This window comes from Rhodococcus tukisamuensis NBRC 100609 (genome assembly GCF_001894985.1).
GTDB classification, from domain to species: Bacteria; Actinomycetota; Actinomycetes; order Mycobacteriales; family Mycobacteriaceae; genus Rhodococcus_G; species Rhodococcus_G tukisamuensis.
Genome location: NZ_BCXG01000010.1, coordinates 115177 through 140731, shown reverse-complemented (window position 1 = coordinate 140731; position 25555 = coordinate 115177). Strand labels below are relative to the sequence as shown.

General features: G+C 69.5%; 31 protein-coding genes and 1 pseudogene. 10 read left to right on the top strand and 22 right to left on the bottom strand.

Annotated features, from left to right (window positions below; genetic code table 11):
• Positions 1–20 precede the first annotated feature (20 nt).
• The 4 genes from hypD (at position 21) to RT2_RS13510 (ending at position 3412) form a co-directional block, all read left to right on the top strand.
• Positions 21–1154, top strand: a complete 1134-nt coding sequence (hypD, locus tag RT2_RS13525) for a hydrogenase formation protein HypD (protein ID WP_072845294.1) — start codon at positions 21–23, stop codon at positions 1152–1154.
• On the top strand, positions 1155–1925 hold the full coding sequence (locus RT2_RS13520; protein ID WP_072845293.1) for a DUF6390 family protein: 771 nt from the start codon (positions 1155–1157) through the stop codon (positions 1923–1925).
• A 657-nt stretch (positions 1926–2582) separates the two neighbouring features.
• Positions 2583–2993 carry a hypothetical protein gene (locus tag RT2_RS13515; protein ID WP_072845292.1) on the top strand — a complete coding sequence of 137 codons (411 nt, stop codon included), beginning with the start codon at positions 2583–2585 and terminating at the stop codon, positions 2991–2993.
• An 83-nt stretch (positions 2994–3076) separates the two neighbouring features.
• On the top strand, positions 3077–3412 hold the full coding sequence (locus tag RT2_RS13510) for a DUF6412 domain-containing protein (protein ID WP_072845291.1): 336 nt from the start codon (positions 3077–3079) through the stop codon (positions 3410–3412).
• 62 nt (positions 3413–3474) lie between these two features.
• Here the strand turns inward: RT2_RS13510 and RT2_RS13505 are convergent, their stop codons facing one another.
• Positions 3475–3705 (bottom strand): hypothetical protein, encoded by a 231-nt coding sequence (locus RT2_RS13505; protein WP_072845290.1) that lies wholly within the window; start codon positions 3703–3705, stop codon positions 3475–3477.
• 183 nt (positions 3706–3888) lie between these two features.
• Between RT2_RS13505 and RT2_RS25475 the strand changes: the two genes are divergently transcribed.
• Positions 3889–4251: a hypothetical protein gene (locus tag RT2_RS25475; protein ID WP_139191180.1), complete on the top strand. Its 363-nt coding sequence runs from the start codon at positions 3889–3891 to the stop codon at positions 4249–4251.
• Between the two features lie 196 nt (positions 4252–4447).
• Here RT2_RS25475 and RT2_RS13500 read toward each other — a convergent pair whose 3' ends face one another.
• Positions 4448–4738, bottom strand: coding sequence for a hypothetical protein (locus tag RT2_RS13500; protein WP_139191181.1), 291 nt, complete (start codon positions 4736–4738; stop codon positions 4448–4450).
• A gap of 429 nt (positions 4739–5167) precedes the next feature.
• Here RT2_RS13500 and RT2_RS26840 point away from each other — a divergent pair.
• Positions 5168–5284: pseudogene (locus RT2_RS26840) on the top strand (hypothetical protein); the annotation flags it as partial.
• Positions 5285–5357: 73 nt separating this feature from the next.
• On the opposite strand, the gene RT2_RS13490 reads toward RT2_RS26840, so the two are convergent.
• On the bottom strand, positions 5358–5810 hold the full coding sequence (locus tag RT2_RS13490; protein WP_092776010.1) for an alpha/beta hydrolase-fold protein: 453 nt from the start codon (positions 5808–5810) through the stop codon (positions 5358–5360).
• Between RT2_RS13490 and RT2_RS25470 the strand changes: the two genes are divergently transcribed.
• The gene (locus RT2_RS25470) at positions 5800–6021 is read left to right on the top strand and encodes a hypothetical protein (protein WP_072845287.1); all 222 of its coding nucleotides are present in this window, start codon (positions 5800–5802) and stop codon (positions 6019–6021) included. The two genes, RT2_RS13490 and RT2_RS25470, sit on opposite strands and share 11 nt — an antisense overlap.
• A gap of 68 nt (positions 6022–6089) precedes the next feature.
• Here the strand turns inward: RT2_RS25470 and RT2_RS13480 are convergent, their stop codons facing one another.
• The 4 genes from RT2_RS13480 to RT2_RS13470 all read right to left on the bottom strand — a co-directional run bounded on the left by RT2_RS13480 (position 6090) and on the right by RT2_RS13470 (position 10175).
• Positions 6090–6791: a hypothetical protein gene (locus RT2_RS13480; protein WP_072845286.1), complete on the bottom strand. Its 702-nt coding sequence runs from the start codon at positions 6789–6791 to the stop codon at positions 6090–6092.
• 117 nt (positions 6792–6908) lie between these two features.
• Positions 6909–7649 (bottom strand): hypothetical protein, encoded by a 741-nt coding sequence (locus RT2_RS26435; RefSeq protein WP_245709294.1) that lies wholly within the window; start codon positions 7647–7649, stop codon positions 6909–6911.
• Complete coding sequence (locus tag RT2_RS26430; RefSeq protein ID WP_245709274.1) at positions 7586–7888, bottom strand: cellulase family glycosylhydrolase; 303 nt, start codon at positions 7886–7888, stop codon at positions 7586–7588. Before RT2_RS26430 ends, RT2_RS26435 begins: the two co-directional genes overlap by 64 nt.
• Before the next feature lie 163 nt (positions 7889–8051).
• Positions 8052–10175 carry a phosphocholine-specific phospholipase C gene (locus tag RT2_RS13470; protein ID WP_072845285.1) on the bottom strand — a complete coding sequence of 708 codons (2124 nt, stop codon included), beginning with the start codon at positions 10173–10175 and terminating at the stop codon, positions 8052–8054.
• 355 nt (positions 10176–10530) lie between these two features.
• Here RT2_RS13470 and RT2_RS26835 point away from each other — a divergent pair, with 355 nt between their 5' ends.
• Positions 10531–10830 carry a calcium-binding protein gene (locus RT2_RS26835; RefSeq protein ID WP_245709275.1) on the top strand — a complete coding sequence of 100 codons (300 nt, stop codon included), beginning with the start codon at positions 10531–10533 and terminating at the stop codon, positions 10828–10830.
• A gap of 87 nt (positions 10831–10917) precedes the next feature.
• Here RT2_RS26835 and RT2_RS13460 read toward each other — a convergent pair whose 3' ends face one another.
• The 13 genes from RT2_RS13460 to RT2_RS13405 form a co-directional block, all read right to left on the bottom strand.
• A complete protein-coding gene (locus RT2_RS13460; RefSeq protein ID WP_072845283.1) occupies positions 10918–11175 on the bottom strand; it encodes a HypC/HybG/HupF family hydrogenase formation chaperone in 258 nt (85 codons plus the stop codon).
• A 3-nt stretch (positions 11176–11178) separates the two neighbouring features.
• Positions 11179–11706, bottom strand: coding sequence for a hydrogenase maturation protease (locus RT2_RS13455; RefSeq protein ID WP_072845282.1), 528 nt, complete (start codon positions 11704–11706; stop codon positions 11179–11181).
• Between the two features lie 28 nt (positions 11707–11734).
• Positions 11735–11854: a DUF6893 family small protein gene (locus RT2_RS26830; RefSeq protein ID WP_092776013.1), complete on the bottom strand. Its 120-nt coding sequence runs from the start codon at positions 11852–11854 to the stop codon at positions 11735–11737.
• Positions 11842–13221, bottom strand: a complete 1380-nt coding sequence (locus RT2_RS13450) for a hypothetical protein (protein ID WP_245709276.1) — start codon at positions 13219–13221, stop codon at positions 11842–11844. Before RT2_RS13450 ends, RT2_RS26830 begins: the two co-directional genes overlap by 13 nt.
• Positions 13218–13859 (bottom strand): DUF6084 family protein, encoded by a 642-nt coding sequence (locus RT2_RS13445; RefSeq protein ID WP_072845281.1) that lies wholly within the window; start codon positions 13857–13859, stop codon positions 13218–13220. Before RT2_RS13445 ends, RT2_RS13450 begins: the two co-directional genes overlap by 4 nt.
• On the bottom strand, positions 13856–14485 hold the full coding sequence (locus tag RT2_RS13440; protein WP_072845280.1) for a DUF5947 family protein: 630 nt from the start codon (positions 14483–14485) through the stop codon (positions 13856–13858). Before RT2_RS13440 ends, RT2_RS13445 begins: the two co-directional genes overlap by 4 nt.
• Positions 14486–15439 (bottom strand): NifU family protein, encoded by a 954-nt coding sequence (locus tag RT2_RS13435; RefSeq protein WP_371851167.1) that lies wholly within the window; start codon positions 15437–15439, stop codon positions 14486–14488.
• Positions 15436–17232, bottom strand: a complete 1797-nt coding sequence (locus RT2_RS13430; RefSeq protein WP_072845279.1) for a nickel-dependent hydrogenase large subunit — start codon at positions 17230–17232, stop codon at positions 15436–15438. The genes RT2_RS13435 and RT2_RS13430 overlap by 4 nt, the downstream gene beginning before the upstream one ends.
• Before the next feature lie 24 nt (positions 17233–17256).
• On the bottom strand, positions 17257–18312 hold the full coding sequence (locus tag RT2_RS13425; RefSeq protein ID WP_072845325.1) for an NADH-quinone oxidoreductase subunit B family protein: 1056 nt from the start codon (positions 18310–18312) through the stop codon (positions 17257–17259).
• Positions 18313–18447: 135 nt separating this feature from the next.
• On the bottom strand, positions 18448–19227 hold the full coding sequence (gene hypB, locus RT2_RS13420) for a hydrogenase nickel incorporation protein HypB (protein WP_072845278.1): 780 nt from the start codon (positions 19225–19227) through the stop codon (positions 18448–18450).
• Positions 19228–19230: 3 nt separating this feature from the next.
• Positions 19231–19560, bottom strand: coding sequence for a hydrogenase maturation nickel metallochaperone HypA (gene hypA, locus RT2_RS13415; protein WP_072845277.1), 330 nt, complete (start codon positions 19558–19560; stop codon positions 19231–19233).
• 91 nt (positions 19561–19651) lie between these two features.
• A complete protein-coding gene (locus tag RT2_RS26725; protein ID WP_072845276.1) occupies positions 19652–21976 on the bottom strand; it encodes an ATP-binding protein in 2325 nt (774 codons plus the stop codon).
• A gap of 85 nt (positions 21977–22061) precedes the next feature.
• Positions 22062–22700 carry a hypothetical protein gene (locus RT2_RS13405; protein WP_072845275.1) on the bottom strand — a complete coding sequence of 213 codons (639 nt, stop codon included), beginning with the start codon at positions 22698–22700 and terminating at the stop codon, positions 22062–22064.
• 225 nt (positions 22701–22925) lie between these two features.
• Here RT2_RS13405 and RT2_RS13400 point away from each other — a divergent pair, with 225 nt between their 5' ends.
• On the top strand, positions 22926–23480 hold the full coding sequence (locus tag RT2_RS13400) for a hypothetical protein (protein ID WP_072845274.1): 555 nt from the start codon (positions 22926–22928) through the stop codon (positions 23478–23480).
• On the opposite strand, the gene RT2_RS25920 is transcribed toward RT2_RS13400, so the two are convergent.
• The gene (locus RT2_RS25920) at positions 23477–23641 is read right to left on the bottom strand and encodes a hypothetical protein (protein ID WP_169888354.1); all 165 of its coding nucleotides are present in this window, start codon (positions 23639–23641) and stop codon (positions 23477–23479) included. The genes RT2_RS13400 and RT2_RS25920 overlap by 4 nt on opposite strands.
• Positions 23642–24100: 459 nt before the next feature.
• Positions 24101–24301 (bottom strand): hypothetical protein, encoded by a 201-nt coding sequence (locus tag RT2_RS26415; protein WP_245709277.1) that lies wholly within the window; start codon positions 24299–24301, stop codon positions 24101–24103.
• Positions 24302–24566: 265 nt separating this feature from the next.
• On the opposite strand from RT2_RS26415, the gene RT2_RS13385 reads away from it, so the two are divergent.
• Complete coding sequence (locus RT2_RS13385; protein ID WP_072845272.1) at positions 24567–25259, top strand: hypothetical protein; 693 nt, start codon at positions 24567–24569, stop codon at positions 25257–25259.
• Positions 25260–25555 lie beyond the last annotated feature (296 nt).

Here is a 25555-nt window from a genome sequence, read left to right as displayed (position 1 = left end):
ACGCAGAGCGAGGTAGCCCCATGAAGTTCGTAGACGAATTCCGCGACCCGGCCGCGGCCCGCGCGCTCGTGAAGTCGATCACCGAGCTCGCCGGCGACGACGAGTTCAAGTTCATGGAGGTGTGCGGCGGGCACACCCACACCATCTACCGGCACGGCATCGAACACCTGCTGCCCCCCTCCGTGGAACTGGTGCACGGCCCCGGCTGCCCGGTCTGCGTCATCCCCATGGGCCGGGTGGACGACGCGATGTCCCTGGCGCAGCGCCCGAACGTCATCTTCACCACGTTCGGCGACATGATGCGGGTGCCGGGGTCCGCGGGCAACCTGATCGAGGCGAAGGCACACGGCGCCGACGTCCGCTTCGTGTACTCGCCGCTCGACGCGCTCAAGGTCGCCGTGGACAACCCCGACAAGGAGGTGGTGTTCTTCGCCGTCGGCTTCGAGACCACCGCGCCGTCCACGGCGGTGACGCTGGTGCGGGCCCGCGCGCTCGGCGTGACGAACTTCAGCGTCTTCTGCAACCACGTGACGATCGTGCCGCCGATCAAGGCGATCCTGGAGTCCCCGGACCTGCGGCTGTCCGGCTTCCTCGGCCCGGGCCACGTCTCGACCGTGGTGGGCATCCGGCCGTACCGGTTCGTGCCCGAGGTGTACGGCAAGCCGATCGTGGTGGCCGGCTTCGAGCCCCTCGACATCCTGGCGTCGGTGCACATGCTGCTGCAGCAGATCCGGGACGGCCGCTGCGAGGTCGAGAACCAGTACATCCGCGTGGTGCGTCCCGAGGGCAACCCGCAGGCGCTGAAGCTGATGGCCGAGACCTTCGAGCTGCGGCCGCACTTCGAGTGGCGCGGCCTGGGCTTCATCTCCCAGAGCGCGCTGAAGGTGCACCCCGACTACGCCGAGTTCGACGCGGAGGAGAAGTTCTCGATGCCCGGGGTGCGGGTGGCCGACCCGAAGGCGTGTCAGTGCGGCGAGGTGCTCAAGGGCGTCATCAAGCCCTGGGAGTGCAAGGTGTTCGGGACCGCCTGCACCCCCGAGACCCCGATCGGCACGTGCATGGTCTCCCCGGAGGGCGCCTGCGCCGCCTACTACAACTTCGGCCGTCTGCACCGGGAGACCGCGCTGCTGGTGGGCCGCGGGTCGGAGGGCTGAGTGCCGAGCTCACCCGGCCACCGCCTCTTCGCCCGGTACGCGCACGCGCCCAACGCGCTCGGCTACTGCGGGCCCGCGGACGCACGGGCGCTGGAGCTGGCCGCGTGCGGCCACGACGGAGCGGACGTCGACATGCCCGCGGTGGCAAGCCGGTTCAGCGGCGCGTGGCCCTACCAGCAGCTGATCGCCGAGCTGTCCGGGATCGGGGACCCGCTGGACGAGCGGGTGGTGCGCGCCTACTGGACCGGCAACGAGCTGACCGACCGGATCGACCGCGACCGCTTCGGCCGGGAACTGCTCGCCCGCTTCGCCTCCCGCGCCGGCCACTACTGGAAGCACCTGACCGACGAGCTGCTCCCCGAGGTCGCGCCGACGCACACCTTCCACGTGCTGGCGGTGTACCCGTGGTCGCGGCTGCTGGGATCCGGTGTGCCTCAGCCCCTCCAGGTGCTCGACTCCTGTCGGATCACCTACGGGACGGTGACCGAGGTGCGAGAGGACGACGTGCTGGTGCGTGCGCGGCCGCTCACCTACGACGGAGCCCTGAGACTCGGGGCCGAGCAGGACCGGTCGGCGCGGTACCGCGTCGGTTCCGGGGCGTTCGTGACAGACCTGCGTGTCGGCGACCGGGTGGGAGTGCACTGGGACTTCGTGTGCGACCGGCTGGGTGCCGACGAGGCGCAACGCCTGGAGCACTGGACGCGGTGGCAGCTAGAGCGCACCAACGCGCGGTTGGCGCGTGGGGTCGAGGGCAGCTCCTCAGCCCGGTGATTCGTCACCATTCACACCGGCATCGCCTCGGGCCCGGCACGTGTTGCGGTCGACCACCTCGGGGCGGTGCCGCACGAGGACGATTTGGGAGACTGGGAGGCCGTCGCCGAGGTCTTCCTGACGGTCACGACACCCCTGCGGGTGACGACCATGGGTGGGGAACCCGCGGAAGGAATCGACGAGTACGACGGCCGACCCGGCCTCGCCGGGATCAGGGTTCAAGAACTGGGACCTGATCGTCGACGACCCCGTCGAGGACTACTGGATCCAGGTCTGGCCCGCCTGCCCGCACCGAGACCGCTGGCGTCGAGGATGCACGGGTCCGGCGTTTCGGCCCCATGGGCTTCGAGGACGACTGACGGTCATTGACCACGCATCCTCACCGGTACCGCTGGCCTGGTTCGGCGACCCGCGAGTAGGACGCCTTGGCGCCTTCAGTAACGAAACGCGGCTCGCCCAGCGATAGCTCGCGGGGAGCGTCGTTCCGCCCGCCAACACCTCGAGCGGGAACAACAGATCAGGGGGATCATCGTGAACACTCGTAAGTTGAGTCAACTGCTCGCTGCGACAGCCCTTTCCACCGCGGTCGTCACAGGTGCAGCGGCGCCTGCATCGGCCGCACCGAGATCGAATCCATTGGCCCCGATTGCCGCGTCCGTGGAGAATGCCTCTGCCGGCGGCAGTGGCGCGCCGGAGGGGCTGACCGCCGACGCCCTCATCGCCGCCCGCAACGCCGGGCTCCCGATCTACGAGTCCGGTCGAGTCGTGATCGTCTCGGCAACCAAGATGGGCGCGATCTATGCGACCGAGTACCGACGTGTACACGACGTCGATGCCCTGGACTCGCCGGCAACGAAGTTCGTTGTGGTCGGCGCCGCCGCGCCGGACAACTTCTACGTCGTGCACGGGTACAACAACCGTGACTCCATCGTGGTCAACATGCGCCCGAGTGGAGACCCCGTGTGGGGAGGTTTGTCATACGACACGACGCCGCAATCATGGTGGAACAGCCCGCTTGTCCAGCTTCCGGGTGGCGGCCCCGACGTGGGCGTCGCGTTCGTTCGCTAGCGAACCCCTTCGAAGCTGTCCGGGCAGACGCCAGCGCTTCCAGTACAGGCCGTCATCGGCGCTCGCCGGGTTGGCTTCTGCACATGTTCCAGGACTCGCGAGGCATTGCGGATGTCCTCGCCGTCCTGATGACGTGGGCGACCGTCGCCTTCATCGCCGCCACCCTCCCGCCCACCGGCGATACCAACGTCCTGCTGGTGGGACTCCTCGCCACCGTCGTGGCCGTTGCGGCGCTCGTGCTCCTGGGCCGCTCCGACGACCCGACGTGCGGGCAATCCCGCACCGCGCGAGGTCCGACCGCCGAGGAGCGACGACTCCGAGGTTCGTTCCGCCGCCACAGCCATCCCGACACCGCGGGCCGCCCGCGGCCCCGGGCACCCGGCCCCGTCGCGGGGGCCGCGCTTTCTGCAGCATTCTGACCGGTCCCCGCCTCCTCGCGCTTCCACCACGAGGAACTCCGGGAGAACCCATGCTCGACCACTCACATCGCGACGACCACCTCCTGGTCGTCCGCGACGCCGAGCGACACTTCGGCGAGCTGACCGCATTCGAACCAGTCAGTTTCGGTGTCGCAGCGGGCAACTGCTGCGCGATCGTCGGCGAGAACCCCTTTATGGGAGACCTGGCTGCGGCGGTAGCAGTGGGAGTCGGCAATAGGCCTGGGGCTCCGCTCCGTTGAGCTGTTCAGCCAGTCCTGTTCGACGATCTTCATACAGGACGGTCAGTCGATGACCCAGCCCGGAGGATCCCCTTCGGGGTGGGGAGATCCCACCCCGAAGGGGGATGTGCCGAGTCGGCTGCCTGCCGCAAGCTGGTACCGAACTCCAACGAGGTGAGGTAATCGATGTTCAGATCTGTCCGCCGACTCGCGGCTGTCGCGACCACCGGCGCAGCGGTGGCAGCCGCGATGCTCGTCACCGGACCCGGTGCGGACGCCCGAGAGCTGGGGGTTGAATGCACGGTGGCGAGGAACATCACGACCCGCATCGGCAGCGCCTGGTGCACCGCGCCAAGGTACTCGTCGTTTCGGGTGCGGGTGTCCTGCTATGAACAAGGAAACTGGAACGGCCCGCGAGGCTATGTGGTGTACGGCGCGTGGATCCCGCCGAAGGCGCAGGGACTGTCCGCAATCTCGATTGCCGAACCCTGCCGTTCCGGCTTCTCACCGTCGGCAACACTGGAGGGCCCCCGCACGATCACCTACCTCCGCTACGAGCCCACGAACGATCAGGATCGCGACGTCTACAGGATCAGCTAGCGGGGTTCGCAGGCTGCGCCGATTGCAGGGCGTGAGCAAGCGATGCATGTCCGCCTCTGGCGCAATCCTGGGCACTCCAACGATATCCGTAGCGATCGTCAGCGGGCGTTTCCGAAAACGAACGATTGATGGACTGTCGAAAGTCACGAACGAAGACACCCGCGGTCTGCAACGTCCGCGCACCTGGCGTCTTCTACTACCGACCAATCGCCGGCAAGTGCGCCCGACCACCATCGAGATCGACCCATCCACCGTCTCCGACGGTTGCGTCGACTCGACCGTGCTGCTTGTTGGCGATCTCCTCGAGGGTGTGGCTCTTGGCGGGCGAGAGGAGTTCGTCCATGACCCCCAACATGCCGCCTCCCGCATCCCCACGCTTGCCCTTGCGCCAGTAGACCCATCCCTTTCGCTCGGCCCACAGTCCGGCCTGGTCCAAGCCGACCAGCACCGTCACTGCGATCGCACCGACAAAGACGGTTTCCATCAAGCGATTCTCCTTGGATGCATGTACCCCTGGCCATCAGCAACACTTCGCTCGGATGGTAGATCCGGGACGCACGCGGGAGAGTCCCTGGGCGCCAGGCGTACGCGCGGGGGCGGCACGAAAGGACACAGAGCCTGCGGCGTCAGAACCGCCTATCGCCCCCAGCCGCTGCCGTTGAACGGGATTATCTTGGTACGGGTCCCATCAGGATGGCGAGGCGCCACGGATGAGTACCTGCTGGCAGCCCGGTCGCGGAGCAAATCTCCAGGACGACGGAAATCTAGAGCTGCCCGGATCCACCCGAACCGAGAACGAACCTCCGGCTGTCCAGGACTGCGATCCGGGATCGGCTCCTGCCTGACATAGTGGTCCATACGCAGATTCTAGGCGCGCGGACACCAAGACCACACAGAGTTTGGCCTGGTCCGGTGGTTGTTCGCGAGCGGTCATCCCCCTCTGGAACGCCAAGGAACAGCGCGAGAATACCGCCATGTATCGCCGCGAGTCACAGCCCTCGCCAGCTTCGAACGGGACCTCATCCGTGAACGCACCTCCGCCGGCCTGGCCGCCGCCCGCGCCCGCGGCCGGGTGGGGGGACGGCCGCAGAAGATGACGCCGACGATCACTCGCTCGGCGAGAGCCGTTGCGCTGCCGCCGGACTCTTCGAACGTGTCGTGCGGGCCGGGCAGGCCGTTTCCGGTGGAGATGTACATGTTCTGGCCGCGCAGCTTCTCGGCCTGGGCCACAGGGGCGTTCTCGACCCACGCCGGATCGTTCTGGCGCCCCACATGTTCGTGACGTCGCCGCCACCACGCGAGTCGACAACCATGTCCATGTAGGCGCGACCGGCCGGGGTACTGGTCTCCGCGCACCCGCTGTAGGCGCCGACGCTCTTGTACAGGTCCGGTGCGGCGACGGCGAGGTTGAGCACGGAGGTGCCCGCCATCGAGATACCGGCCAGCGAGTTCACGCCGTTGGTCTTGAGCCCGGCATCGATGACGGGCGGCAGCTCCTGGGTGAGGAACGTCGTCCACTTGTTGTTGCCGAGCATCGAGGAGTGCTCAATGTCCAGCATCGCGTCCCGCCCCACCGCCGGCGTCGCCCGCTTCGTCGCCTACGGCCGCAACCCCGTGCGGGTCGGCAACCCCGAGGACGGCACCGCGATGTCGGTCCGCTCGGGGACCTTCGTCGAGGAGTACGCGTCGATCCGGATCTCCGAGTTCGAGGAGAAGGACTCCAGCGGCGACTTCTCCACCCTGTACGTGAACGGTGGCCATCTCTCGTAATTCATCTGGGACGGCACGGTCGTCACGGGAACGGGTAACGGAGTCGGCAGTTCGACGCACCCGAAACCTCAGCCGACGCGCCGCACCTTCTCGACGACCCGCGTGAACACGTCGTCGAACTCGGGCTGGGACTGCCTGCCCTCGTATCCGAGGACCACCACCGTGTACTCGTCGACTGCGGCGTACCCGAGGAGGACCTCGGTGTCGGACCAGGCCGGGTTGTCGGGATGGCTGACCTCGTACAGGATCGCGGCGTCCTCGGCGACGAGCGCCGCGGGAAGATCGAGCCGCTCCGTCCGAATCGTGCGCTGGGACGTGCTGTCGAAGCTGGTCGAAGTCACGGTATAGGCCGAACACTGCCCGGTGTGCGCCTCGACCACCCGGGACACATCCGTGCCCGTCTCGCTGACCAGCATCACGTACGCGCCACCACTTTCGAGGAGCGCGGCGCTGGCGGAACCGTTCTCGATCAAGCCCGCACGTGCCTGGTCGGCGTACAGGCTCTCGCCCGCGCACTGCGCCGGTTCGAAGACGGGGTCCATGTCCAATCCGATCCCGTCGCTTGGCGCGTGGATGTTCAGGTTCAGGATCATTTGGTCCTCGCGCTCGAGTCGCTCGACCTGGGTTCCCGCGGGCAACTCCGAGGCGTCCGGCAGCAGGTCCGCTCGAACGATGCTCGGGTCGTCCGCGGAAGCCGCTTCCGGTGTCCCGCACGCCGCGGCGCCCAGCAACCCCACTGCGACGACCGCGACTGGCCAATTCCTCGACATGTGTCGTCCTCATCTGTGATGTACCGAGGTGGTGACCGCTGCGAGTAACTGCCTCGACAGCACTCGAACCACGATCGTCCGGCGAGATGGCAATCGTCCCACTGACGGGGCGTGGACCTACGAGGCCCGCTTCCAGAGGCGCAGGACCACATACACATTGGCCGCGGCGATCGCGAGGTACGGGGCGACGAAGATCGTCACCGTGAGAGGTGTGAGCGGCGGCGCCCAACTGTACGGATCACGCCACTCCGGCGGGTCCACCACATCCGCGACCATGCCGTACACGAGGGCCGAGGCCAGTAGCACCATCGCCCCGCTACCGATCGACGCCAGCCAGCGACCGAACCGGAACTGCCACGCCAACGCACCCGCCCCGACCAGTGACACCACCACCACCGGCAGGAACACCAGCGCACCGAAGACGCCGACGAGGTTCCAGGTGACCAGCACATCGCCGATCATCGTCCCGCGGTTGTCCTCGATCAGCCCACCCAGGAGTGAGCCACCGAGCAGGATCAGCGGCAGGAGCGCCACCCCCACCGTCCGGGCAATGTCACCCGGGCGCCGCCCCACCTCCCGGGAAGGTCGGATGTCACCTCCGGCCGCGCCGGAGGTCCCGGGACCGTCGCCCTGCAGCTCAACCATCCCAGCAGACTGCCACAGCATCACCGGCGTCTCGGCCACGGTGTCGTTGCCGGCGAAGCGATCGGCAACCGCCCGCCACGCGTTCGCGTAGTGCTCGACGAGCTCGGGGTGCTTGCCGGTGGTGTTCCAGAAGTTGTCGAACGCGCGCATCACACCGGGTTGGATGTAGTACAGCTCCCACCTGTCCTGGGGCTCCACCGGAAGGCCGTCCATGTACGTCGCCCAGGCCGGCGCACCGTTGCCGATGTTGCCGGCGCCGTTGCCGCCGTTGCCCTCCGGGGTGATCGCCCCGGAAACACGTCCTGGTGCATGTCGAGCATCACCTGGTAGCCGCGCTCGGCGTACCAGCCGACCCGGTCCTCGACGCGGTCGAGGTATGCCTGGTCGTACTGCCCCGGTGCGGGCTCGACGGAGCGCCACGAGATCAGGAAACGCACGAAGTTTGTTCCCATGTCGGCATGTTCGCGGTCCAGGTCGGTCTCAGTGACCTCCGGCACGCCGTCCGGCGCGCCCTTGGCGCTCGACGCGGTGACGCACAGGAGCTCCTACTGGTCGATTGCCTTCACTGACTTGCCCTACGCGGGCGCGGATCCGGGCGAACCCCCCGTCGTCACCTCACACTGGCTGACTGACGCTGCCCCGTCCGTTCTCGACGTGGCCGACGAGGCGGCGCCGGAAGTCCGGGTCCTCGTCGACGGTCACGGTGGCCTCGTACCAGCCGTCCACCGACCGCACCGTCCACGACTCGCTGCCGCCTGCCGCGAGTCGACTGCGCTGGCCGTCGAGCACGACGGTCAGCTCGCGATCCCCTGGGTTCTTCACGGTCAGGTCGAGCGCCCCCGCCGCCGCGTCGACCCTTGTGGACAGTGCGAGTGCGGCCGCCGCACCGTCGGTCGACCCGGCGAATTCGCGCCGGAAGCCGTTGGGACCGAGCAGGGTCAGGTCGTAGCGCGGTCCGGGGATGGCGACGGTGTCGTCGGCCGCACCGAGGACGTCGTAGTGCCGCGGCGCGTCGAACTCGCCCGCGTAGGGGTACAGGGCCAGGTGCGCCGAGGCGGCACCGGTGTTGGCCAGATGCATCGTCAGGGCACGGGCACCGGGGTCCACGGTCGCGTACGCATCGGGCTGGTACGGCAGCGCCCGCGCGAGCCGGGTACCGCTCTCCTGCAGCGGCATCCGCTGCTCGGCCGGCGGCGTGGGCGTCCACCTCGGCTCCAGCGGCGGGGTGGGCCGGGGGCGGGCGACGTTCGGCCGGCTGCGCGGGTGGGCGAAGTCGAAGGCCGAGGTCAGGTCCCCGCTGACCGTGCGCCGCCACGGGTCGATCTCCGGTTGGGTGATCCCGAACCGCTTCTCCAGGAACTGGTTCACCGACGTGTGGTCGAACACCTGCGAGCACACGAACCCGCCCACCGTCCAGGGCGAGACGATCGTCATCGGCACCCGGGGGCCGAGACCGAGGGGTTGACCGGCCACCCACTCCGAGCCGACCGAAAGCGGCGGACGCGGCGGCGGCACGTGGTCGAAGTAGCCGTCGTTCTCGTCGAAGTTGACGATCACGGCCGTCTTCGCCCAGAGGGCCGGGTCCGACGCGATCGCGTCGAGCACCTGGTACAGCAGCGTGGCGCTCGCCGCCGGCGACGATCCGGACGGATGCTCCGAGTCGACCTCGGACGGAACCAGATAACTGACCTGCGGCAGCCTGCCCGACTCGACGTCCTTCCGGAACTCGGCGGCCAGTGTGCCCGGACGCGACCGGTACAGCCCGCGGTCGTACAGCTGCCGGTCGGCGGGGGAAAGCCCGTTCACCGCGACCTCGAGTGCCCCCAAGGCCACGTCCTGGGCCGCGGGCGGCAGCGCGGGCAGCGCGAGGTAGAGCCCGGCGAGGGTCTGCAGCTCGTACGGGACCAGGCCGGGGTTCCCGAGCAGGTGCGCCCCTACCTTCTTGAAGGTGGTGAAGTACTCGAGGTTGTTGTCTCCGAAGTTGTCCCACTCCTGGTACGTCTTCCAGGTGACGCCGGCGGCCTGCAGCCGCTCCGGAACGGTGGTCCACCCGTAGCCGGCGTGCCATGGGTTGTAGGCGGCATTGGTGACCGCACGCCCCTCGGGGCCCGGCGCGCCCTCCGACCCACTCGAGCCCAACTCCTCGGTCGAACCCAACGGATTCGCGCCGGCGGGTTCGAATCCGGTGTACCCGGACACCCAGTAGTTGCGGTTGGGGCTGGTCGACGTCGGCACCGAGCAGTGGTAGGCGTCGCAGATGGTGAACGCGTCCGCGAGCTCGTAGTGGAACGGGATGTCCTGGCGGTCGTAGTAGGCCATCGTCGTGCCGGTCTTGGCCGCGATCCAGCCGTCGTGCCAGCCGTCCGCGAGGGCCTGGTGTCCGCCCTCCCAGCTGTGGTCGAGGCCGGTGACGTTCTGGGTGTCCATCCCCTGCGCGGCGGCGGAGTCCCGAATCGGGAACGGGAGCACCGGACCGTTCGCACCGGGCTGCTCGAAAACTGTGGCCCCGCCCCGCAACCGCAACGCGTTGGGGTCACCGAACCCCCGCACGCCGCGCAGCGATCCGTAGTAGTGGTCGAACGACCGGTTCTCCTGCATGAGCAGGACGACGTGCTCGATCGAGTCGAGCCCACCGGCAGGTACCGGTGCGGCCAGCGCACGCTGCAGCGACGGCGGCAGCAGCGAGGCGGCGGCGACAGCGGTCAGAAACCCCCGCCGGGAGAGAGAATTCCGGGTCACATGAGCTCCACTGTCGAACGGATCGGTACGAGTACGGGAGACTGTAGACCGATCGTCCAATTGGCATGCCGAGTCTGAAGACGGCGGGTGCGACACTGCTGTCGTTCGCATGGCCGACAGTGTGCGAGGCCTACCGGGGATCCGTGGCGCGCACTGCTAGACAACGGGTATGAAACGGATAGTCGTGACGTTGGCGGTTGTGGGCCTGGCCGTATTGGGATGTTCGTCGGAGGACGAGGCGGGGACTGCCGAAGTGAGGCCGCCGGCCGTCACATCTGCGGTGAGCCCGACGTCAGTGTCGGCACGTCCGACCACGTCGAAGCCAATCGTGGCCCCTCCGGCGCCGACCCATGCGGTGGCCGAACCGATCTCGGTTGCACCGCCCGCCGCAGCACCGCCCGCTGCGGCCGCACCGGCGGCAGTGCCCGCCACCATGCCGAACGTCGTATGCATGAATCTGCAGGCAGCACAGGATCGCATCCAGGCGGAAGGTGTCTTCTTCTCTCGGAGCGTCGACGCGACGGGAGCGGGCCGCCGACAGGTCGTCGACTCGAACTGGGTCGTGGTCGGGCAGACCCCGCTGCCTGGCTCACCCGTCGGTGAAGCCGAGGCCGTACTGTCCGCCGTGAAGATCGGCGAGCCGGGCCCCTGCTGATCGCGGTGCCGCGCCTGACCGGTCTCCGACACGATGGCAACCCCGCGGGGTCGGAGCCCGGTCGGCGCGCGCCGCCGGAGCGGGACTTCAGCGGTCCGGAGCGGTTTCCTCCCGGGGCCGGCCCATCAGCTCCAGCCCCGCCATCGCCTGCTCGGCTCCCGCCGCGTCGGTCTTGTCCACCGCCATGCCCATGTGGATGATGACCCAGTCACCCGGCCCGCACGAGTTCTCCGGCAGCATCCCCACGTTGACCCTGCGCTCCTCCCCGGCGACTTCGACCAGCGCCAGCTGGTTCCCGTAGCCGTCGAGCATCCGCACCACCCGCCCCGGGATTCCCAGGCACATCGGTCAGCCCTCCTCGCCTCGTGCCGCCGCACCGTCCGGCACGACCGTCAACCCCGCCAGTACGTCGAGCACCGCCGTCACCGCGCCGTCCACCGCGGACTCGACCTCCGGGGAGAGCCCGATGCCCTCCTCGACCGTCCGGACCTCGCAGCCGACGACGATCGTGCGGGGCGCCGTGCCGCCGAGCGCGGCCAGACCGGCGAACACCGATCCCGGGTCCATGCCGTGGGCGTCAAGTCCGCCGCCCTGCCCGAACGCGTCCACGTCGGCCTCGAACACCCGGATCGTGCCCGGCGCACCGCGATCGGGCAGGGCGTCGACCAGGACCAGCGCCTCCCAGCCGTCCAGCAGGTCGTAGGCGAGGTGCATTCCCCGGATCCCGTAGTCGACGAGGCGGGCGCCCGCCGGCCCGGCCGACGAGCCGCCGCGGTCCGTTGCGGCCAACCGCCGCAGCACTTCCGGACCGAAACCGTCGTCGCCGAGGAAGATGTTGCCGATGCCGGCGACCAGCACCCGGTTCAATCCGGCCATCACGGCTCCGGGGTCGTCCGGTGGCGGCTCACATCTGCCGCATCCGCAGGTACCGCCTCACGTCGGGGATCGAACGGACGCCGACCACGACGCCCACGACGATCAGGACCGCGACCAGCACGGTCGCGATCTGCCCTACTGTCTCCATGACTGACCCTCCTCTCTGCCCGGCGCTGGTTCACCCAGCGGTTCCAGCTCGTCCGGCGCGAAGTAGAGATAGCGCCCGTACCAGTCGTGCAGCTCGGCCGCCGGGTCGTCGTCGACGGTCACCCCGACGTGGGTGTTGCCGTCCACGTCGGAGTGCACGGACGCGACGGTGGCCGTGCGGCCGGCGAAGAAGAGGTCCTGGGCGTCGGCCCGCCGGGACGGGCGCAGGCGGACGGCGCTGCCCTTCGCCACCCGGACCCCGTTCACCAGCACCGCATCCACGTCAGGCCGCACGCTGGTGTCGGCCTCGGGGTCCCACCACGGAACGCCCTCGGGCAGTTCGGGAATCAGGCCCGGATCGGCGCGGGGGTCCCGCAGGATGCCGTGCAGCTGCCCCAACGCCTCGGGTGTCATGGCGTCACAGCGGTCGACGATCCGCGCGGCGAGCGGATCGGTGGCCCGGGCCTGCGCCTTCTCCTCGTCGGTCATCGTCATCACCCGCAGGGTCAGGATCTCGTCGATCTCGGTGGAGTCGAACAGCGCGCCGTCGCTCTCCTGCGCCACCTCCGGGTAGTCGTACAGGATGATCGGCGAGACCAGCACGGTGTCGCGCGTCCCGGGTTCCCCTGCCAGCACCGGGAAGCACCGCCGGTGGGTGCAGCGCGCGACCGCGGCCGCCGCCTCGGCCGGCGGTTCGAGGAGCGAGACAAAGGAGCCGCCGGCGACGGTGGCGATCACGTGCGCACCGATCAGCGAGCGGGCGATCGCGTCCTCCTTGTCGGTGGTCCCTGGGCCGGTGATCTCCGGGCCGGTGTTGCGCACCTCGACGCCGAGCCGGGCGAAGCCGTCGTCCTCGGTGCGGCTCAGCGTCACCTCCGCCGCCAGCGGCTGCCGGGTGCGCATGATCCGTCCCGGCCCGGCCAGCTCCTCGACGTCGACGCCCCCGTCGACCGCAACCGGGATGGTGCGCGGCGCCACGAGTTCCGGCAGCCGGACGGGGGCGAACGCGACCTCCCGTTCCACCGCCTCGTCCCAGCTGAGCCAGCGTTGCGCGCCCGCGGCGAGTTCGTCGACCGTCCGCCAGCCGCCGCCCTCGACGGGCTCCTGCACGTGGCGCGTCTGCAGCTGCAGGAAGCGCAGCACGAGAGTGACCCCCTCGTCCTCGCCGCCTTCCGTCAGCAACTGGGCCGAGAGCGCCGGCTCCTCCCCGACGCCGGCCGCGGCCGCGCCGGGCGGCCCCAGCACGCCGAACTGCCAGCGGGACTGGTTCTTCCGCGAGCTCCCGCGGTAGGGGTAGAGCAGGTAGCCCTCGTACAGGACGGCGTCGGCGACGGCGCGGACCCGGGGGCTGATGTCGGCGGCGGTCACGGGATCTCCTCCCGCGCCTGCGCGAGCAGCCCTGCGACCGCGTCGTCGAGCCCGGTCAGGCCTCGGGCCGACTTGTAGGCGGCCAACGCCTCGACGGTGTCCCGGCCGAGTCGCACCCAGCCGGTGTTCGGGAAGTGTGCGCGGATCAGGTCCCGCCACACGGTCACCGGCAGGTCGTAGTGGTCCTCGCGGTCCCACGGAATCTGCTGCACGCCGAACCCGTTGGCGCCCCGGAGGAACATGGTGCCGCTGAACAGGAAGGTGAGCGGCACGGTCCCCTCGCGCAGGGCGTGCAGGTACTTCGAGGCCGCGACCTCGAAGTCGTAGGTGCACGGCAGCGACAGGTCCACCTCAGTGGTTCCAGTGAAGCCGGGCACCACGGCGGAGCACTGCAGCCACAGGAATGACCGCAGGGTCGAGTCCCACCGTTCCCGGGGACCGAAGAGGTCGAGCAGGCCCGCGGCCTCGTCGTCGGTGTACGCACGGCGGTGCGGCTCGATCCGGACCTGGCTGCGCAGGGCCATCGCGTGGACGGGCTCGTCGCCGGTCGCCGTGACGCCGACGCGGGCCGTCAGGATCGGGGCCACCGCGTACGGCTCGACGGCGACGTCGCGGACGGCGAAGGAGACCTCGCTCATGGCGCGCCGCCGCAGCGTGTCGCGACGTCCGCGAAGAAGTCGTCGACGAACCGGCGGGCCTCCTGGCCGCCGTCGAAACCCCGCCACAGCAGGCGCAGTTGGCCGACCAGTTCGTAGCAGGCGTCGATCGGGACCAGGAAGCACGTCGCGTCGCCGGATCCGTGCTCCGGCATCCGGACCAGCAGCGCCTCTACGTCGTCGGCCAGCACGCCCAGCACCGGGTTGTCCGCGCACACCGCGCCCCAGGCCTCCAGTGGAAGCTCCGACTCGGTGGCCCCGGCCGGGCCCGGGTAGAAGGCGAGCATCCGGCCGAGCGTCGAGTTCCGGAACAGGAAGGCCAGTCCCACCGGGATCTCGAGTTCCTCCCACCGGCCCCGCCCCAGCGCGAGTCCCGGGAGCGCGAGGTAGCGGTCCGGGACGGCGCGGTACCGCAGTTCGGCGCCGGGGTCGGTGAAGAGCAGGTAGCAGCCGCGGCAGACGCACATCAGGGACCGGGCCGTCGTGTCCACCACGTGCTGGTGCCGGTCGAGGATGGGTTCGGCACACATCTCGCAGCGCTCCCCGGCGGGACGCGGGTCGGGCCGGGTCGTCGTGATGCGCGCCAGCACGGAGTACGGGTCGCTCACCTATCCCACCCCCGCGGCCTCGGCGGGCACGGCCACGGACCGGACGCCGTCGCGCACCAGCAGCGGGAGCGGGTCCAGGTGCACCGTGTCGTCGTCGAGCCCGACCCCCGCGTGGACCGCGTCGAAGTGCGCGTGGCAGGTCGGGCAGCGCAGCACCGCGTCGCCGGCGGGGTAGCCGGCCCGGCGAGCCAGCACCGCCCCGGCGAGCGTGTGGGTGCAGGAGGGGCAGCGGTCCCGGTAGGCCAGCAGGTCGTCGGCGACCCGGCAGACCAGGATCGGCAGGTCGGCCACCACGAAGCCGCCCACCTCCCCGTCGCGGAGCTGCTCGACTTCGGGTACCGCGCACCAGGTTCCGCCGGGGGCGGCGCCGCGGTGCACACGGGAGAACAGCGAGTCCGCGGGAATCAGCCCGGCCTCCGGCTCCGGGGTCGCGGCGACCACCTCGATGGTCGCGATCTCGGGCGCGGCCGCGCGGACAGCGGTCTCGACGGCCAGCTCGAGCGTCACCGCCGAGGACGGACAGCTCTTGCAGCTGCCCGTCAGCTGCAGCCGCACCACCCCGTCCGCGCCGGCGGAACCCGGCGGAAAGCTCACGCCGAGCAGTTCCACGTCCCCGCCGTGCGAACCCAGGTAGGGCCGCACGCCGTCGAGCGCGACGCGCACCCGGGTCTCGGCGTCGTGCGGGTGCAGCCCGTGGACCAGCAGCAGGCTCGCCACCAGGTCGTCGCCGGCGAGCCGCGCCGCCGCGCCGCCGTCGAGTTCGCCGACGATCCGCAGGATCCGCTCCAGCCCGGCCCCGTACAGGTCCGCCACCTCGCGCACCAGCTGCTCGGCGCGGTCGCGGGCCGCCGCACCGCCGACCGAGCTGGCCTCGAGCAGCGTCTCGATGCGGTCGCCCGCGCTGCGCCAGTATGCGTCGTCGTCCGCCGGGTGGCCGTTCACCTGACCGGTCACTCTCCGGTCATGGACTGCGTCGGCGAGTGCAGCTTCTCCAGCGTCTTGCCGTTGCCGAGGTACATGTGCACGCCGCAGGGCAGGCAGGGGTCGAAGCTGCGGACGGTCCGCATGATGTCGATCCCCTTGAAGTGCTCGCGGTCGTTCTCCTCGAAGATCGGCTGGCCCTGCACCGCGTCCTCGTACGGCCCGGGGGTGCCGAGGCTGTCGCGGGGGCTGGCGTTCCACGGGGTCGGCGGGTACGGGTGGTAGTTCGCGATCTTGCCGTCCCGGATCACCATGTGGTGTGAGAGCACCCCGCGCACCGCCTCGGTGAACCCGCAGCCGATGCCCTCCTCGGGGACGTCGAACTTCTCCCACGTCTTGGTGCGTCCGGCGCGGATCTCCTCGAGGGCCTTCTCCGCGAAGTGCAGCGCACAGGCCGCCGCGTACGCCTGGAAGTAGGTCCGGGCGCGGTTGCGTTCGATGGTGTTGCTGCCGAACTCCGGGATCTTCCACTCCAGCGAAACCGGGCCCTTGAGCGCGGTTTTCGGGAGGTTGATCTGCACGCTGCGGCCGGTCGACTTGACGTACCCGATGTCGACGAGTCCGGCCAGCGCCGTCGACCACAGGCGGGCCAGCGGTCCACCACCGGTGTCCAGCGCGAGGTGGTCGGTGCCATCGAACCACCTGGGCGACATCACCCAGCTGTACTTGTCCTCGAGGTCGCGTTTCTGCGGCTGCGGGTTGGTGTGCTGGTTCCACGGGTGACGCCGGTCGACCGGATTGCCCAGCGGGTCCTGTTTGACGAAGGTCTCCTGGTCGCTCCAGTCGTCGTAGTACGACGACCCCAGCAGGATCCGGATGCCCAGGTTGATGTCGACGAGATCGGTGGTGACCAGCTTGCCGTCGACGACGACCCCGGGGGTGACGAACATCTTCCGGCCCCAGTTCGTCATGTCCTTGTACTCGAAGTTGCAGTACTCGGGGTCCTGGAACGAGCCCCAGCAACCGAGCAACGTCCGCCGCAGGCCCACCTTCTCGTACCCAGGAATCGCCTCGTAGAAGAAGTCGAACAGGTCGTCGTGCATGGGCACGACCTTCTTCATGAACTCCACGTACCGCATCAACCGGGTCATGTAGTCCGTCATCAGCTGGATGGTTGCCACCGTCCCGACCCCGCCCGGATAGAGGGTGGACGGGTGGACGTGCCGACCCTCCATGAGACAGAACATCTCTCGGGTGGCCCGGCTGACCTGGAGTGCCTCGCGATAGAACTCACCGGTGAAGGGATTGAGGGAACGCATGATGTCCGCGATCGTGCGGTACCCGTGTTCACCCGCCCGCGGCGCCTGGGTGTTCTCGGCCTTGGCGAGCACACCGGGGTTCGTCTCCGACACCATCTTCTCGCAGTAGTCCACGCCGACCAGGTTCTCCTGAAAGATGTTGTGGTCGAACATGTACTCGGCGGCCTCACCGAGGTTCACGATCCATTCCCCGAGGTGCGGTGGCTTCACGCCGTACGCCATGTTCTGCGTGTAGCAGGAACACGTCGCGTGGTTGTCACCGCAGATGCCGCAGATGCGGCTCGTGATGAAGTGCGCGTCGCGGGGATCCTTGCCCTTCATGAACAACGAGTAGCCGCGAAAGATGGACGAGGTGCTGTGGCATTCCACCACCTCTCGGTTGTCGAAATCGATCTTGGTGTAGATGCCGAGACTGCCCACGATGCGGGTGATCGGATCCCAGGCCATCTCCACGAGGCCGCCGGGGTCCGTCTGCTTGTGCGACGGCTCGGGGATGATCTGTGTCATCGGTCTACCTCTCGAGAGGTCGGTCTACCAGGTACGTACGGCTCCCGTTTCGAGCGTCGAGCCCGGGGTGCGCCACCGCGGCTCGTGTTCGAGCGTGCGACCGGTGACGTTGCGCAGGCGCCGGATGACCGACCCGTACATCCCGGAGGCCGTGCTCGAGATCAGGCCGCCGGGCGGCTCGTCCATGAACGGCATGAACTTGTCCGGGAATCCGGGCATCGTGCAGCCGATGCAGATGCCGCCGACGTTCGGGCATCCGCCGAGCCCGTTCATCCAGCCGCGCTTGGGCACGTTGCACTTGACCACCGGACCCCAGCAGCCCAGTTTCACAAGGCATTTCGGGGATCCGTACTCGGTCGCGAACTCGCCCTGCTCGTAGTAGCCGCCGCGGTCGCAGCCCTCGTGCACGGTGGCGCCGAACAGCCACTGGGGACGCAACGCCTCGTCGAGCGGGATCATCGGAGCCTGGTCGGTGGCCATGTACAGCAGGTACGTCAGCGTCTCCGACAGGTTGTCCGGCTGAATCGGGCAGCCCGGCACGCACACGATCGGGATCCCCGCCTTGGACTTCCAGTCCCAGCCGAGGTAGTCGGGCACACCCATGGCGCCGGTCGGGTTGCCCGCCATCGCGTGGATTCCGCCGTAGGTCGCGCAGGTCCCGGCGGCGACGATCGCGGTCGCCTTCGGGGCCAGGCGGTCGAGCCACTCGCTGGTCGTCACGGGCTGACCGGTCGCAGGGTCGTTGCCGAATCCGCACCAGTACCCCTCGTCGTGCAGCTTCTCGTTGGGGATCGACCCCTCCACCACCAGCACGAAGGGTTCGAGTTCGCCGCGGTCCGCCTTCCAGAACCACTCCAGGAAGTCGTCGGCGCCGCCGGCGGGTCCGCACTCGAAGTCGATCAGCGGCCAGTGCATGGCCACCTTGGGCAGGCCCGGCAGTGCGCCGAGCGCGATCTCCTCCACGCTGGGCTGGGTGGCGGCGGTCAGTGCCACCGAGTCACCGTCACAACTGAGTCCCGCGTTGATCCACAGCACGTGGATCAGTGTTTCTTCGGCTTTGACTGCCGCCTTGGTAGGCATCATTGCCGCTCTCCGGGGCAGGGCAGCGCCCCTACGTCACCGGAGTCGACCCTCGGCCCACTTGTGTGACGCTCCTCACGGTTTACACCCGCGGAAAGGGCACTGTCAACGGCGACGAGGCCCTCCGCAGCACCGCTACTGCTCGTTTATCCATGTGTACCAATCGATTACGCCGTCGCCGCGAGTTGCCGACGTGGACAGGATCCGGACGTCCGGATTGACCGAACGCGCGTACCGGGCGCACTCGTCGAGGTCGAAGTCGACGTACGGCAGCAGGTCGGTCTTGTTGACGATCACCAGGCCGGCGGCCGCGAACATGTGCGGGTACTTGAGCGGCTTGTCGGAGCCCTCGGTCACCGAGATCACCACCACCTTGCTGCGCTCGCCGAGGTCGAACAGGGCCGGGCACACCAGGTTGCCGACGTTCTCGACGAACAGCAGCGACCCGGCCGGCGGATCCAGCGTCTCCAGCGCCCGCCGCACCATCTCGGCGTCGAGATGGCAGCCCGCGCCGGTGTTGACCTGCACCACCGAGCACCCGGCGGCCTTGATCCGTTCGGCGTCGAGCAACGTCTCCTGGTCGCCCTCGATCACGGCGATGGGCCGCTGTCCGCCCAGTTCCCGGATGGTCCGTTCGAGCAGCGTCGTCTTGCCCGCCCCGGGCGAGCTGGTCATGTTGAACGCGAGGATGTCGCGCTCGGCCAGCCACGCGCGGTTGGACGCCGCCAGCAGATCGTTCTTGGCGAGCACCTTCTGCTCGAGCGTGATCGTCTCGCTGGGCGGCGAGTGTGGGTGCTCGTGTCCGTGGGGGTGTGGATGCTCGTGTGGGTATGGATGCTCGTGTGGGTGGCCGGGTGCGCCGGGCACCGTGACCAGTGCCCCCGTGTGGTCGTCGCATCCGCATGTCGCGCACATGGCTCAGCTCACTTCCATCGACATGATCCGCAGCTCTCGGCCGGCCAGGATCTCCACGTCCGCACTCCCGCAGGGGCACAGCAGGATGAGGTCGCGCAGTTCGAACTCCGACCCGCACGAGTGGCAGCGCGCCAGTCCCGGCGGCTGGTCGATGTCGAGCCGGGCGTTCTCCATGACGGTGCCCTCGGTGACCAGTTCGAAACAGAACTGCATCGAGTCGGGGACCACGGCGCACAGGGCGCCGACCTGCACGCTCACCCGGCGCACCCGGCGACCGGCCGCACGCTCGCACACGGCATCGACGATGCTCTGGGTGATCGACATCTCGTGCATCACGTTGCCGCTTTGCGCTCGGAGAACCCCAACCCTAGGACCGCCACCGGGTACGCACAACACCGCTGGGCCCGCTCAGGAACCCCGGGGCCTATGCGGCCGGACCTGTGTCGTCCACGACAACCCAGGCCGCGATCTGCGTGCGGGTCGTGAATCCGAGCTTCGCGAGAGCGTTCTCCACATGCCCCTCGGCGGTGCGCTGCGAGATCACGAGTCGCTCCGCGATGGCCTTGTTGGTCAGTCCCTGCGCGACGAGTTCGGCGACTTCTCGCTCCCGTCGGGTGAGCCGGACACCCGGTTCACCCGCTCTCGGCGTGACGGGTGCCCTGTCGTGGAGGGCGTAGGCAACCGCTGCGTCGATGTCGAGGTGCCGACCGCGGCCGTAGGCGGCCTCGAAGGCGCGGGCGCCGAGGACCCGGCCAGCGTCCTCCCACACTCGGTCGTGGTGCCCGTGCAGGTCACGGATGACGATCGTCGGGTTGCCCGCGGACTCGCCGACCGAGACCGCGGCACCCATCAGCACCGCGGCCCGCTCGGCTCGGTTTTCATCCGACGCGATCCAGGCGAGGGTCTCGAGGCAGGTGGACGTCGCGAGCGGATCGCCCACCTCGCGGGTCAGCCGCAGTCCCTCTTCGATCAGGTCCGTGCTGCGGGCCAGCTCACGGCGCTGGAAGAGTGCCATGCCGAGCGTCCACATCACGTACGACCGGTACATCGACTCGCCATGGGATGTGGTGATGGCCAGCGCCTCCTCCTGGCAGGCGATGGCGCGGTCCGGGTCACCCCACACCCCCCGCGCCAGAGCGAGCCCGAACAGCGCCTCGACCTGCTGGAGCAGGTCGCCTTCGGCACGGAATCCTGCGAGGGCCGACTCGAAGCAGTCCACGGCGCGCGGCAGGTCGCCGGAGAACATGGACAGGAAACCGGTGCCGAGGTCGAGCAGCGTCCTAGTCGCCGCGTCGTCCACCTGGTCGACGAGCCGGCCCATCTCCTCGATCTGCGACCGAGCGGACTCGATGTCGCCCTGCATCTCGGCGAGCACGCTGTTGGCGCACAGCCCGGGGATCCGCTCGGCCGGCCCGTGTCCATCGGTGCAGGCGAGGGCTCGGTCCAGCCAGCTCTTGGCCTCGCCGTACAGGCCGCGCGAGATCCAGTACTGGTACAGCGCAACGGCCATCGCCAGCCCGGACCCCGAGTGCCCGGGCTCGCTCACGCAGAATTCCAGTGCGTCGCGCAGGTTCGGCTGCTCGCGGGCGAGCCGGTCGGCCCACTCCAGTTGGCGTGGGCCGATCCATTCGGCCCGCGCCAGCCGCGCCAGGGCCTCGAACCAGTCCCGATGTCGAAGGCGGGTGTCGTGGTACTCCCCGGCGTCCTGCAACTTCTCGCGGCCGTACTCGCGCATGGTCTCGAGCAACCGGTACCGGACGACCTCGCCCGCCACCTCCCGGATCAGGATCGACTTGTCGACCAGCGAGGCCAGCACGTCGGCAAGCTCGTCGTCGGCGAAATCGATACCGCAGACCTCCTCGGCGGCGTCGAGTTCGAAGCCGCCGGCGAACACTGCCAGCCGCCGCCACAACGTCCGCTCCCGTTCACCCAACAGGTCGTGGCTCCAGTCGACGCACAGCCGCAGCGTCTGCTGCCGGGACGGGGCGACACGGTGGCCGGTGGTCAGCAGTCGGTATCGGTCGGTGAGCCGTTGCAACAGCTGCTCGGCCGACAGCACCCGCAGCCGGGCCGCGGCCAGCTCGATCGGCAACGGCAGCCCCTCGAGCCGCTGGCAGATCCGGGTCACCGCCACCTTGTTGTCCTCGGTGAGACCGAAACCGGGGACCGCCGCGCGGGCACGCTGCGTGAACAGCTTCACCGCGTCGTAGCGAGGCAGCCCGCGCAGCGTCGAGGCCCGATCGGAATCGGGCACCGTCAGCGGAGGCACCTGCAGCACCACCTCGCCACCGGTGGCCAGTGCCTCCCGGCTGGTCGACAGGATCCGCAGTCCGCCTGCGGCGTGCAGCAGCGACTCGGCCAGCGCCGCGACCTCGTGCACCAGGTGTTCGCAGTTGTCGATCACCAGCAGGAGGTTCCGATCGGCCAGGAAGTCGGCAAGAAGCACCTGCGCCGGGCGGCCGATCCGCTCACGCAGGCCGAGCGCGGCCGCGACCGTGTCGGCCACGAACGCCGGGTCTCGGAGTCCGCCGAGTTCGACCAGCCAGACCCCGTCCTCGAAGTCGTCCTGCACGTTCGCGGCGACCCGCAGCGCGAGCCGCGTCTTGCCGACACCACCCATGCCGGTCAGGGTCACCAGTCGCGACTCGGACAGCAACCGACGGACCTCCGCCAGCTCACGGCGACGGCCGACGAAGTTGGTGAGCTCGTACGGGAGGTTGCCCACCCGCTCGCGAGCCGCGGATGGCATCGGCGAGATCCCTTCGTGATCACAGGCGCCGCCACGCGGCGGCTGTGCGGCGCAACTGGCGAAGTAAGGGTAACGCTCCCCCTGTCTATCCCGCCCGGCGAACGGTGTCACCGCGCGTCCCGGCGATTGCGAGGGCCTCGGCGCGGCAGTCGCTGCACCGACGCTCGTCACCGATCAGGGCGTATGCCGCCGCCAGACCCAGCAGGGTCGAGATCTGCTCCTCGCCTCCGCCGGCCCGACACGAGGCGAGTGAGTCCTCGAAGCAGTACACCGCGCCGCGCAGGTCATCGTCGAACACCGCCAGGTACGCGGTGGCCTCGGCCACGAGCGCGGCCAAGGTGAGGTCACCGTGGCGCGCCGCCGCGTGCCCGGCCCGGTCCACCAGCGTCGCGGCGGCCGCGAGGTCGCCGTCGTACCCGGCCAGCAGGCTGTCGATACACAGCGCCGTCACCCGGTCCGCGATCGCCGACCCGCCGTGGTCGTCGCGAGTGTGGCCGAGCTCGCGCACGATCCTGGACAGGAATGCGGCGCTCGTCATCCACAGAGACGCCTCCACCTCACCTGGCTCCGTCGGGCACCACTCCCGCGTTTCGCGAACGGTCGGCTGCTCCGTCAACAGCCGCTCCTCCCACTCCGGCGCGTGGGGCCCGGACAGTCCGGCGCTGACGGGGTCGACCACCGTACTGAAGTAGGTGCGGTGCAGCTCGGTCACGGATTCGAACATCGGTCACCTCGGGTGTCGCGGGGTTTCTGCGGCCAGGTAACAGCGTCCGCGTCGCGGGTACCCCCCGACCAGGTGAGAACTACCTGAATTTGCTCGGTCTCGCCTCGCCGTACCCGCACAGGACCAGTTCCGGGGTCCTCGTTGCGGCGGTCACGGCAGGGGCACTCCGCGAGTACGCTGGCACCGCAGCAGGGTCGGGGCAGATCCCACGCCGGAGGTCACGCCATGCGCAAGACACGTGTTCGTCGTTCGATCACCGGGACCGTCGCGGCCGCGGCCGTCCTGGCCCTACCGCTCGGCTCATCCGCCGCGGCGGCGGCGAACCCACCACAGGTCCCGGCGACGACCACGGTGTTCCAGGTCCCGGCGACGTTCGTCTCGGCGTGCAGCACGGTGGGGTTCCAATGCTGGGTGCCGTACCGGCTGGCAACCGTGACGCCGTCGGCGATTACCGGGGCACCCGGCGTGGTGACGTTCACGGCCGGGCCTCCGGCAACAAGGTCGACGCTCGACTGCATCGACGTATCGGTGAACTGGCTCAACGTCACCACCGGCGCCGCCGGCACCACCGTGCTCAGCGCCGTGACGCCCGTCGACTACAGCCGACCAGTTCCGCCAGAGGACTGGTGTCGCTACACCCCCGCGACGGTGGCAACCGGCAGCGGCACCATCGCCGCAACCGCCGACGTCAACGCGTCCGCCCGCATCGTCCCGCTCTGGAGCGGCGTCTGGCCTCAGGTGCCGGTCGGCCCGGGGTTCGGCGTCTTCCAGGTCCCCTAGTCGCGGACCAGCCGCAGGCGACCGCGCATCAGGCTGAGGCCGCCGCTGCGGGCCGCCGGGGCACGCTGCGCCGCGGCGGCTACCGACACCAGTTCCGCCGTGTCGGTGATCTTCTCGCGGTGGCGCGCCGGTGCGCGACCCCGGTCGACGACGTCGCCCATCGAGCTGACCGCGGCCGATCCGGAGACGCTGCGTGCTCGGGCGGCGGAACGCGGGGCCAGCAGCGCGAGCCAAGACCCTGCGGCCGATCACACCCTCACGGCCGTGACGGCACGAACTCCGGCGCGGAACGTACGATTCCGCGCATGGCGACGTACGGGCTGTGGCAGTCGGTCAAGCACTTCATGGTGTCGGGCCACCCGCCCTGTTACGAATCCGACTCGATCGGTGAACTCGACTCGATCGGCCGGAACAAGGGCTGGTACTCCCCCGCCCCAGCCGTGATCGCGCGGCGGAACACTGCCGGTAACTGGGTCCCCGAATCGTGGGTACGGAAGACACGCCTGGTGAACCTGACTCCCGACCAGCCGATCAAGTACCAGCAAGTCCGAGAAGGACTGCGACCCTGGCCGGGCCACTTGGGCGAACCGCCACGTCTGCCGGCGGGCCGATAGCGGGGGTTACGCCATCGCCCCTGCGTCCGGACCGACCGGACTGGCCGGGACCAGCCGGCACACCACCCCGGAGTGGTCGCTGAGCGCGAGGTCGGCGGAATGCCCGGGCCAGGTCCGCAGTCCGGTGCAGCTCAGCTCGGAGGCGACGTGGTCGATCAGCGGGCCGTGCTCGACGTCGCCGGCGGTGTGGATCGTCCACCGGCCCATCACCTCGGCCAGCCGGTCGGCGATCCGCGCGGGTTGCCGGACCCGCGGGACACACTGGTTGAAGTCGCCGCGACCACCGTCGGTATCCGCGGGTCGAATCCTGCGGCGAGCACCTCGAGCTGGTCGAGGCAGTCGAGGTGTTCGGACCACGCCGTGGCGTCACGCCGTCCGGTACTCACGTGGGCGCGGGCCCACGGGATGCAGACGGCGAGGATCCGGACCGGAAGCGGGACTCTGCCGCGTCGAAGGGGTCTAGATTCCGGGTATGGGCGAGCCGGTGTCGACGGCGGCCGGTGAGTTGGCGCACCGGCTCGGCCGCATCGAGACCGCCCCGGGCTCGGACGCCGAGGTCGCGGACCGGATGCTGCGGGCGTCGGGCCTCTCGCTGCGCGGGACCGTCGTCCAGCTCATCCACAGCGCTCTCGACCACCTGGACCTGGCAAGCCGGGACGCCGGCCCCCACGAGTTCGCACACCCGACCCTGGTCCGCTCCGCCATCACGACCGCGGCCACCGCGCTGTGGCTCATGGCCGGTCCGGTCGACGAACGGTGCTATCGCACACTGCAGTTCGGCTACCGCGACCAGGTATACCGCGGTCAGTACCTGGAGGCGTGCCGGGCCGGATCGCGCCAGCGCACCGTCGCCGACGCGCGTCGCGCGGAGCTGCTGGCCGCCGCCCGTGAGCTGCGGCCCGGGGTGAGCGAGCGCCGCTTCCACGCCATCGACTCGGACAGCTTCATCATCGCCCAGGCCGGCCTGCTCATGCCGCCGGATGCGCTCGGCGGCCCCGACCCGGCGGTGGAGGTGCTCACCCAGTGGAACCTGCTCAGCGCCTACGCGCACGGCCGGAACTGGGCCGCCGAGGAGGCGGGTGACCGGATGGACAGCGCCGAGGTCGCCCTCGCGGTGGTGGAGGCGGCGGTGACGCGACTCGAACGGTTAGGCGTCGCGCACTGACACAGGCGGCGCCCGGCCGGGGGCAACGTTCACCGTCGTCGGCCGTGTCACGAACCCGCCTCGGGCGCAGTCAAATTCGGAATCGACGACGACGAACCGCCGACCGGATGGGCTCCGGTCGGCGATGCACTTGTCGAGACGGGTCTGCAGCCGGCCGACCGAACCGACGTGTCGGCCGCGGTGATCTCCGGCTCAGGCCGTGCATTCTGCGCCGGACTCGACCTCACGCAGTTCGACCGGATGACGAACGGATCGTCCGACGTCGTCGTACTCGGTGAGCGCCTCGGCGCCGCACG

Coding starts and splice junctions, on each gene's coding strand:
- RT2_RS13405 (WP_072845275.1), bottom strand. CDS start 22,700: ATGTTCGAATCCGTGACCGAGCTGCACCGCACCTACTTCAGTACGGTG.
- hypB (WP_072845278.1), bottom strand. CDS start 19,227: ATGTGCGCGACATGCGGATGCGACGACCACACGGGGGCACTGGTCACG.
- RT2_RS26830 (WP_092776013.1), bottom strand. CDS start 11,854: ATGGAGACAGTAGGGCAGATCGCGACCGTGCTGGTCGCGGTCCTGATC.
- RT2_RS26725 (WP_072845276.1), bottom strand. CDS start 21,976: ATGCCATCCGCGGCTCGCGAGCGGGTGGGCAACCTCCCGTACGAGCTC.
- hypA (WP_072845277.1), bottom strand. CDS start 19,560: ATGCACGAGATGTCGATCACCCAGAGCATCGTCGATGCCGTGTGCGAG.
- hypD (WP_072845294.1), top strand. CDS start 21: ATGAAGTTCGTAGACGAATTCCGCGACCCGGCCGCGGCCCGCGCGCTC.
- RT2_RS13460 (WP_072845283.1), bottom strand. CDS start 11,175: ATGTGCCTGGGAATCCCGGGGCGGGTGGTGCGGATGCTCGACGGCTAC.
- RT2_RS13505 (WP_072845290.1), bottom strand. CDS start 3,705: ATGAAGATCGTCGAACAGGACTGGCTGAACAGCTCAACGGAGCGGAGC.
- RT2_RS13400 (WP_072845274.1), top strand. CDS start 22,926: ATGCGCAAGACACGTGTTCGTCGTTCGATCACCGGGACCGTCGCGGCC.
- RT2_RS26415 (WP_245709277.1), bottom strand. CDS start 24,301: ATGGGCCGGTGGACGATCCACACCGCCGGCGACGTCGAGCACGGCCCG.
- RT2_RS13480 (WP_072845286.1), bottom strand. CDS start 6,791: ATGTCGAGGAATTGGCCAGTCGCGGTCGTCGCAGTGGGGTTGCTGGGC.
- RT2_RS13385 (WP_072845272.1), top strand. CDS start 24,567: ATGGGCGAGCCGGTGTCGACGGCGGCCGGTGAGTTGGCGCACCGGCTC.
- RT2_RS26430 (WP_245709274.1), bottom strand. CDS start 7,888: ATGGGAACAAACTTCGTGCGTTTCCTGATCTCGTGGCGCTCCGTCGAG.
- RT2_RS13510 (WP_072845291.1), top strand. CDS start 3,077: ATGTTCCAGGACTCGCGAGGCATTGCGGATGTCCTCGCCGTCCTGATG.
- RT2_RS13490 (WP_092776010.1), bottom strand. CDS start 5,810: ATGCTGGACATTGAGCACTCCTCGATGCTCGGCAACAACAAGTGGACG.
- RT2_RS13455 (WP_072845282.1), bottom strand. CDS start 11,706: ATGGCCGGATTGAACCGGGTGCTGGTCGCCGGCATCGGCAACATCTTC.
- RT2_RS13425 (WP_072845325.1), bottom strand. CDS start 18,312: ATGCCTACCAAGGCGGCAGTCAAAGCCGAAGAAACACTGATCCACGTG.
- RT2_RS25920 (WP_169888354.1), bottom strand. CDS start 23,641: ATGGGCGACGTCGTCGACCGGGGTCGCGCACCGGCGCGCCACCGCGAG.
- RT2_RS13430 (WP_072845279.1), bottom strand. CDS start 17,232: ATGACACAGATCATCCCCGAGCCGTCGCACAAGCAGACGGACCCCGGC.
- RT2_RS25470 (WP_072845287.1), top strand. CDS start 5,800: ATGTCCAGCATCGCGTCCCGCCCCACCGCCGGCGTCGCCCGCTTCGTC.
- RT2_RS13445 (WP_072845281.1), bottom strand. CDS start 13,859: ATGAGCGAGGTCTCCTTCGCCGTCCGCGACGTCGCCGTCGAGCCGTAC.
- RT2_RS26435 (WP_245709294.1), bottom strand. CDS start 7,649: ATGGACGGCCTTCCGGTGGAGCCCCAGGACAGGTGGGAGCTGTACTAC.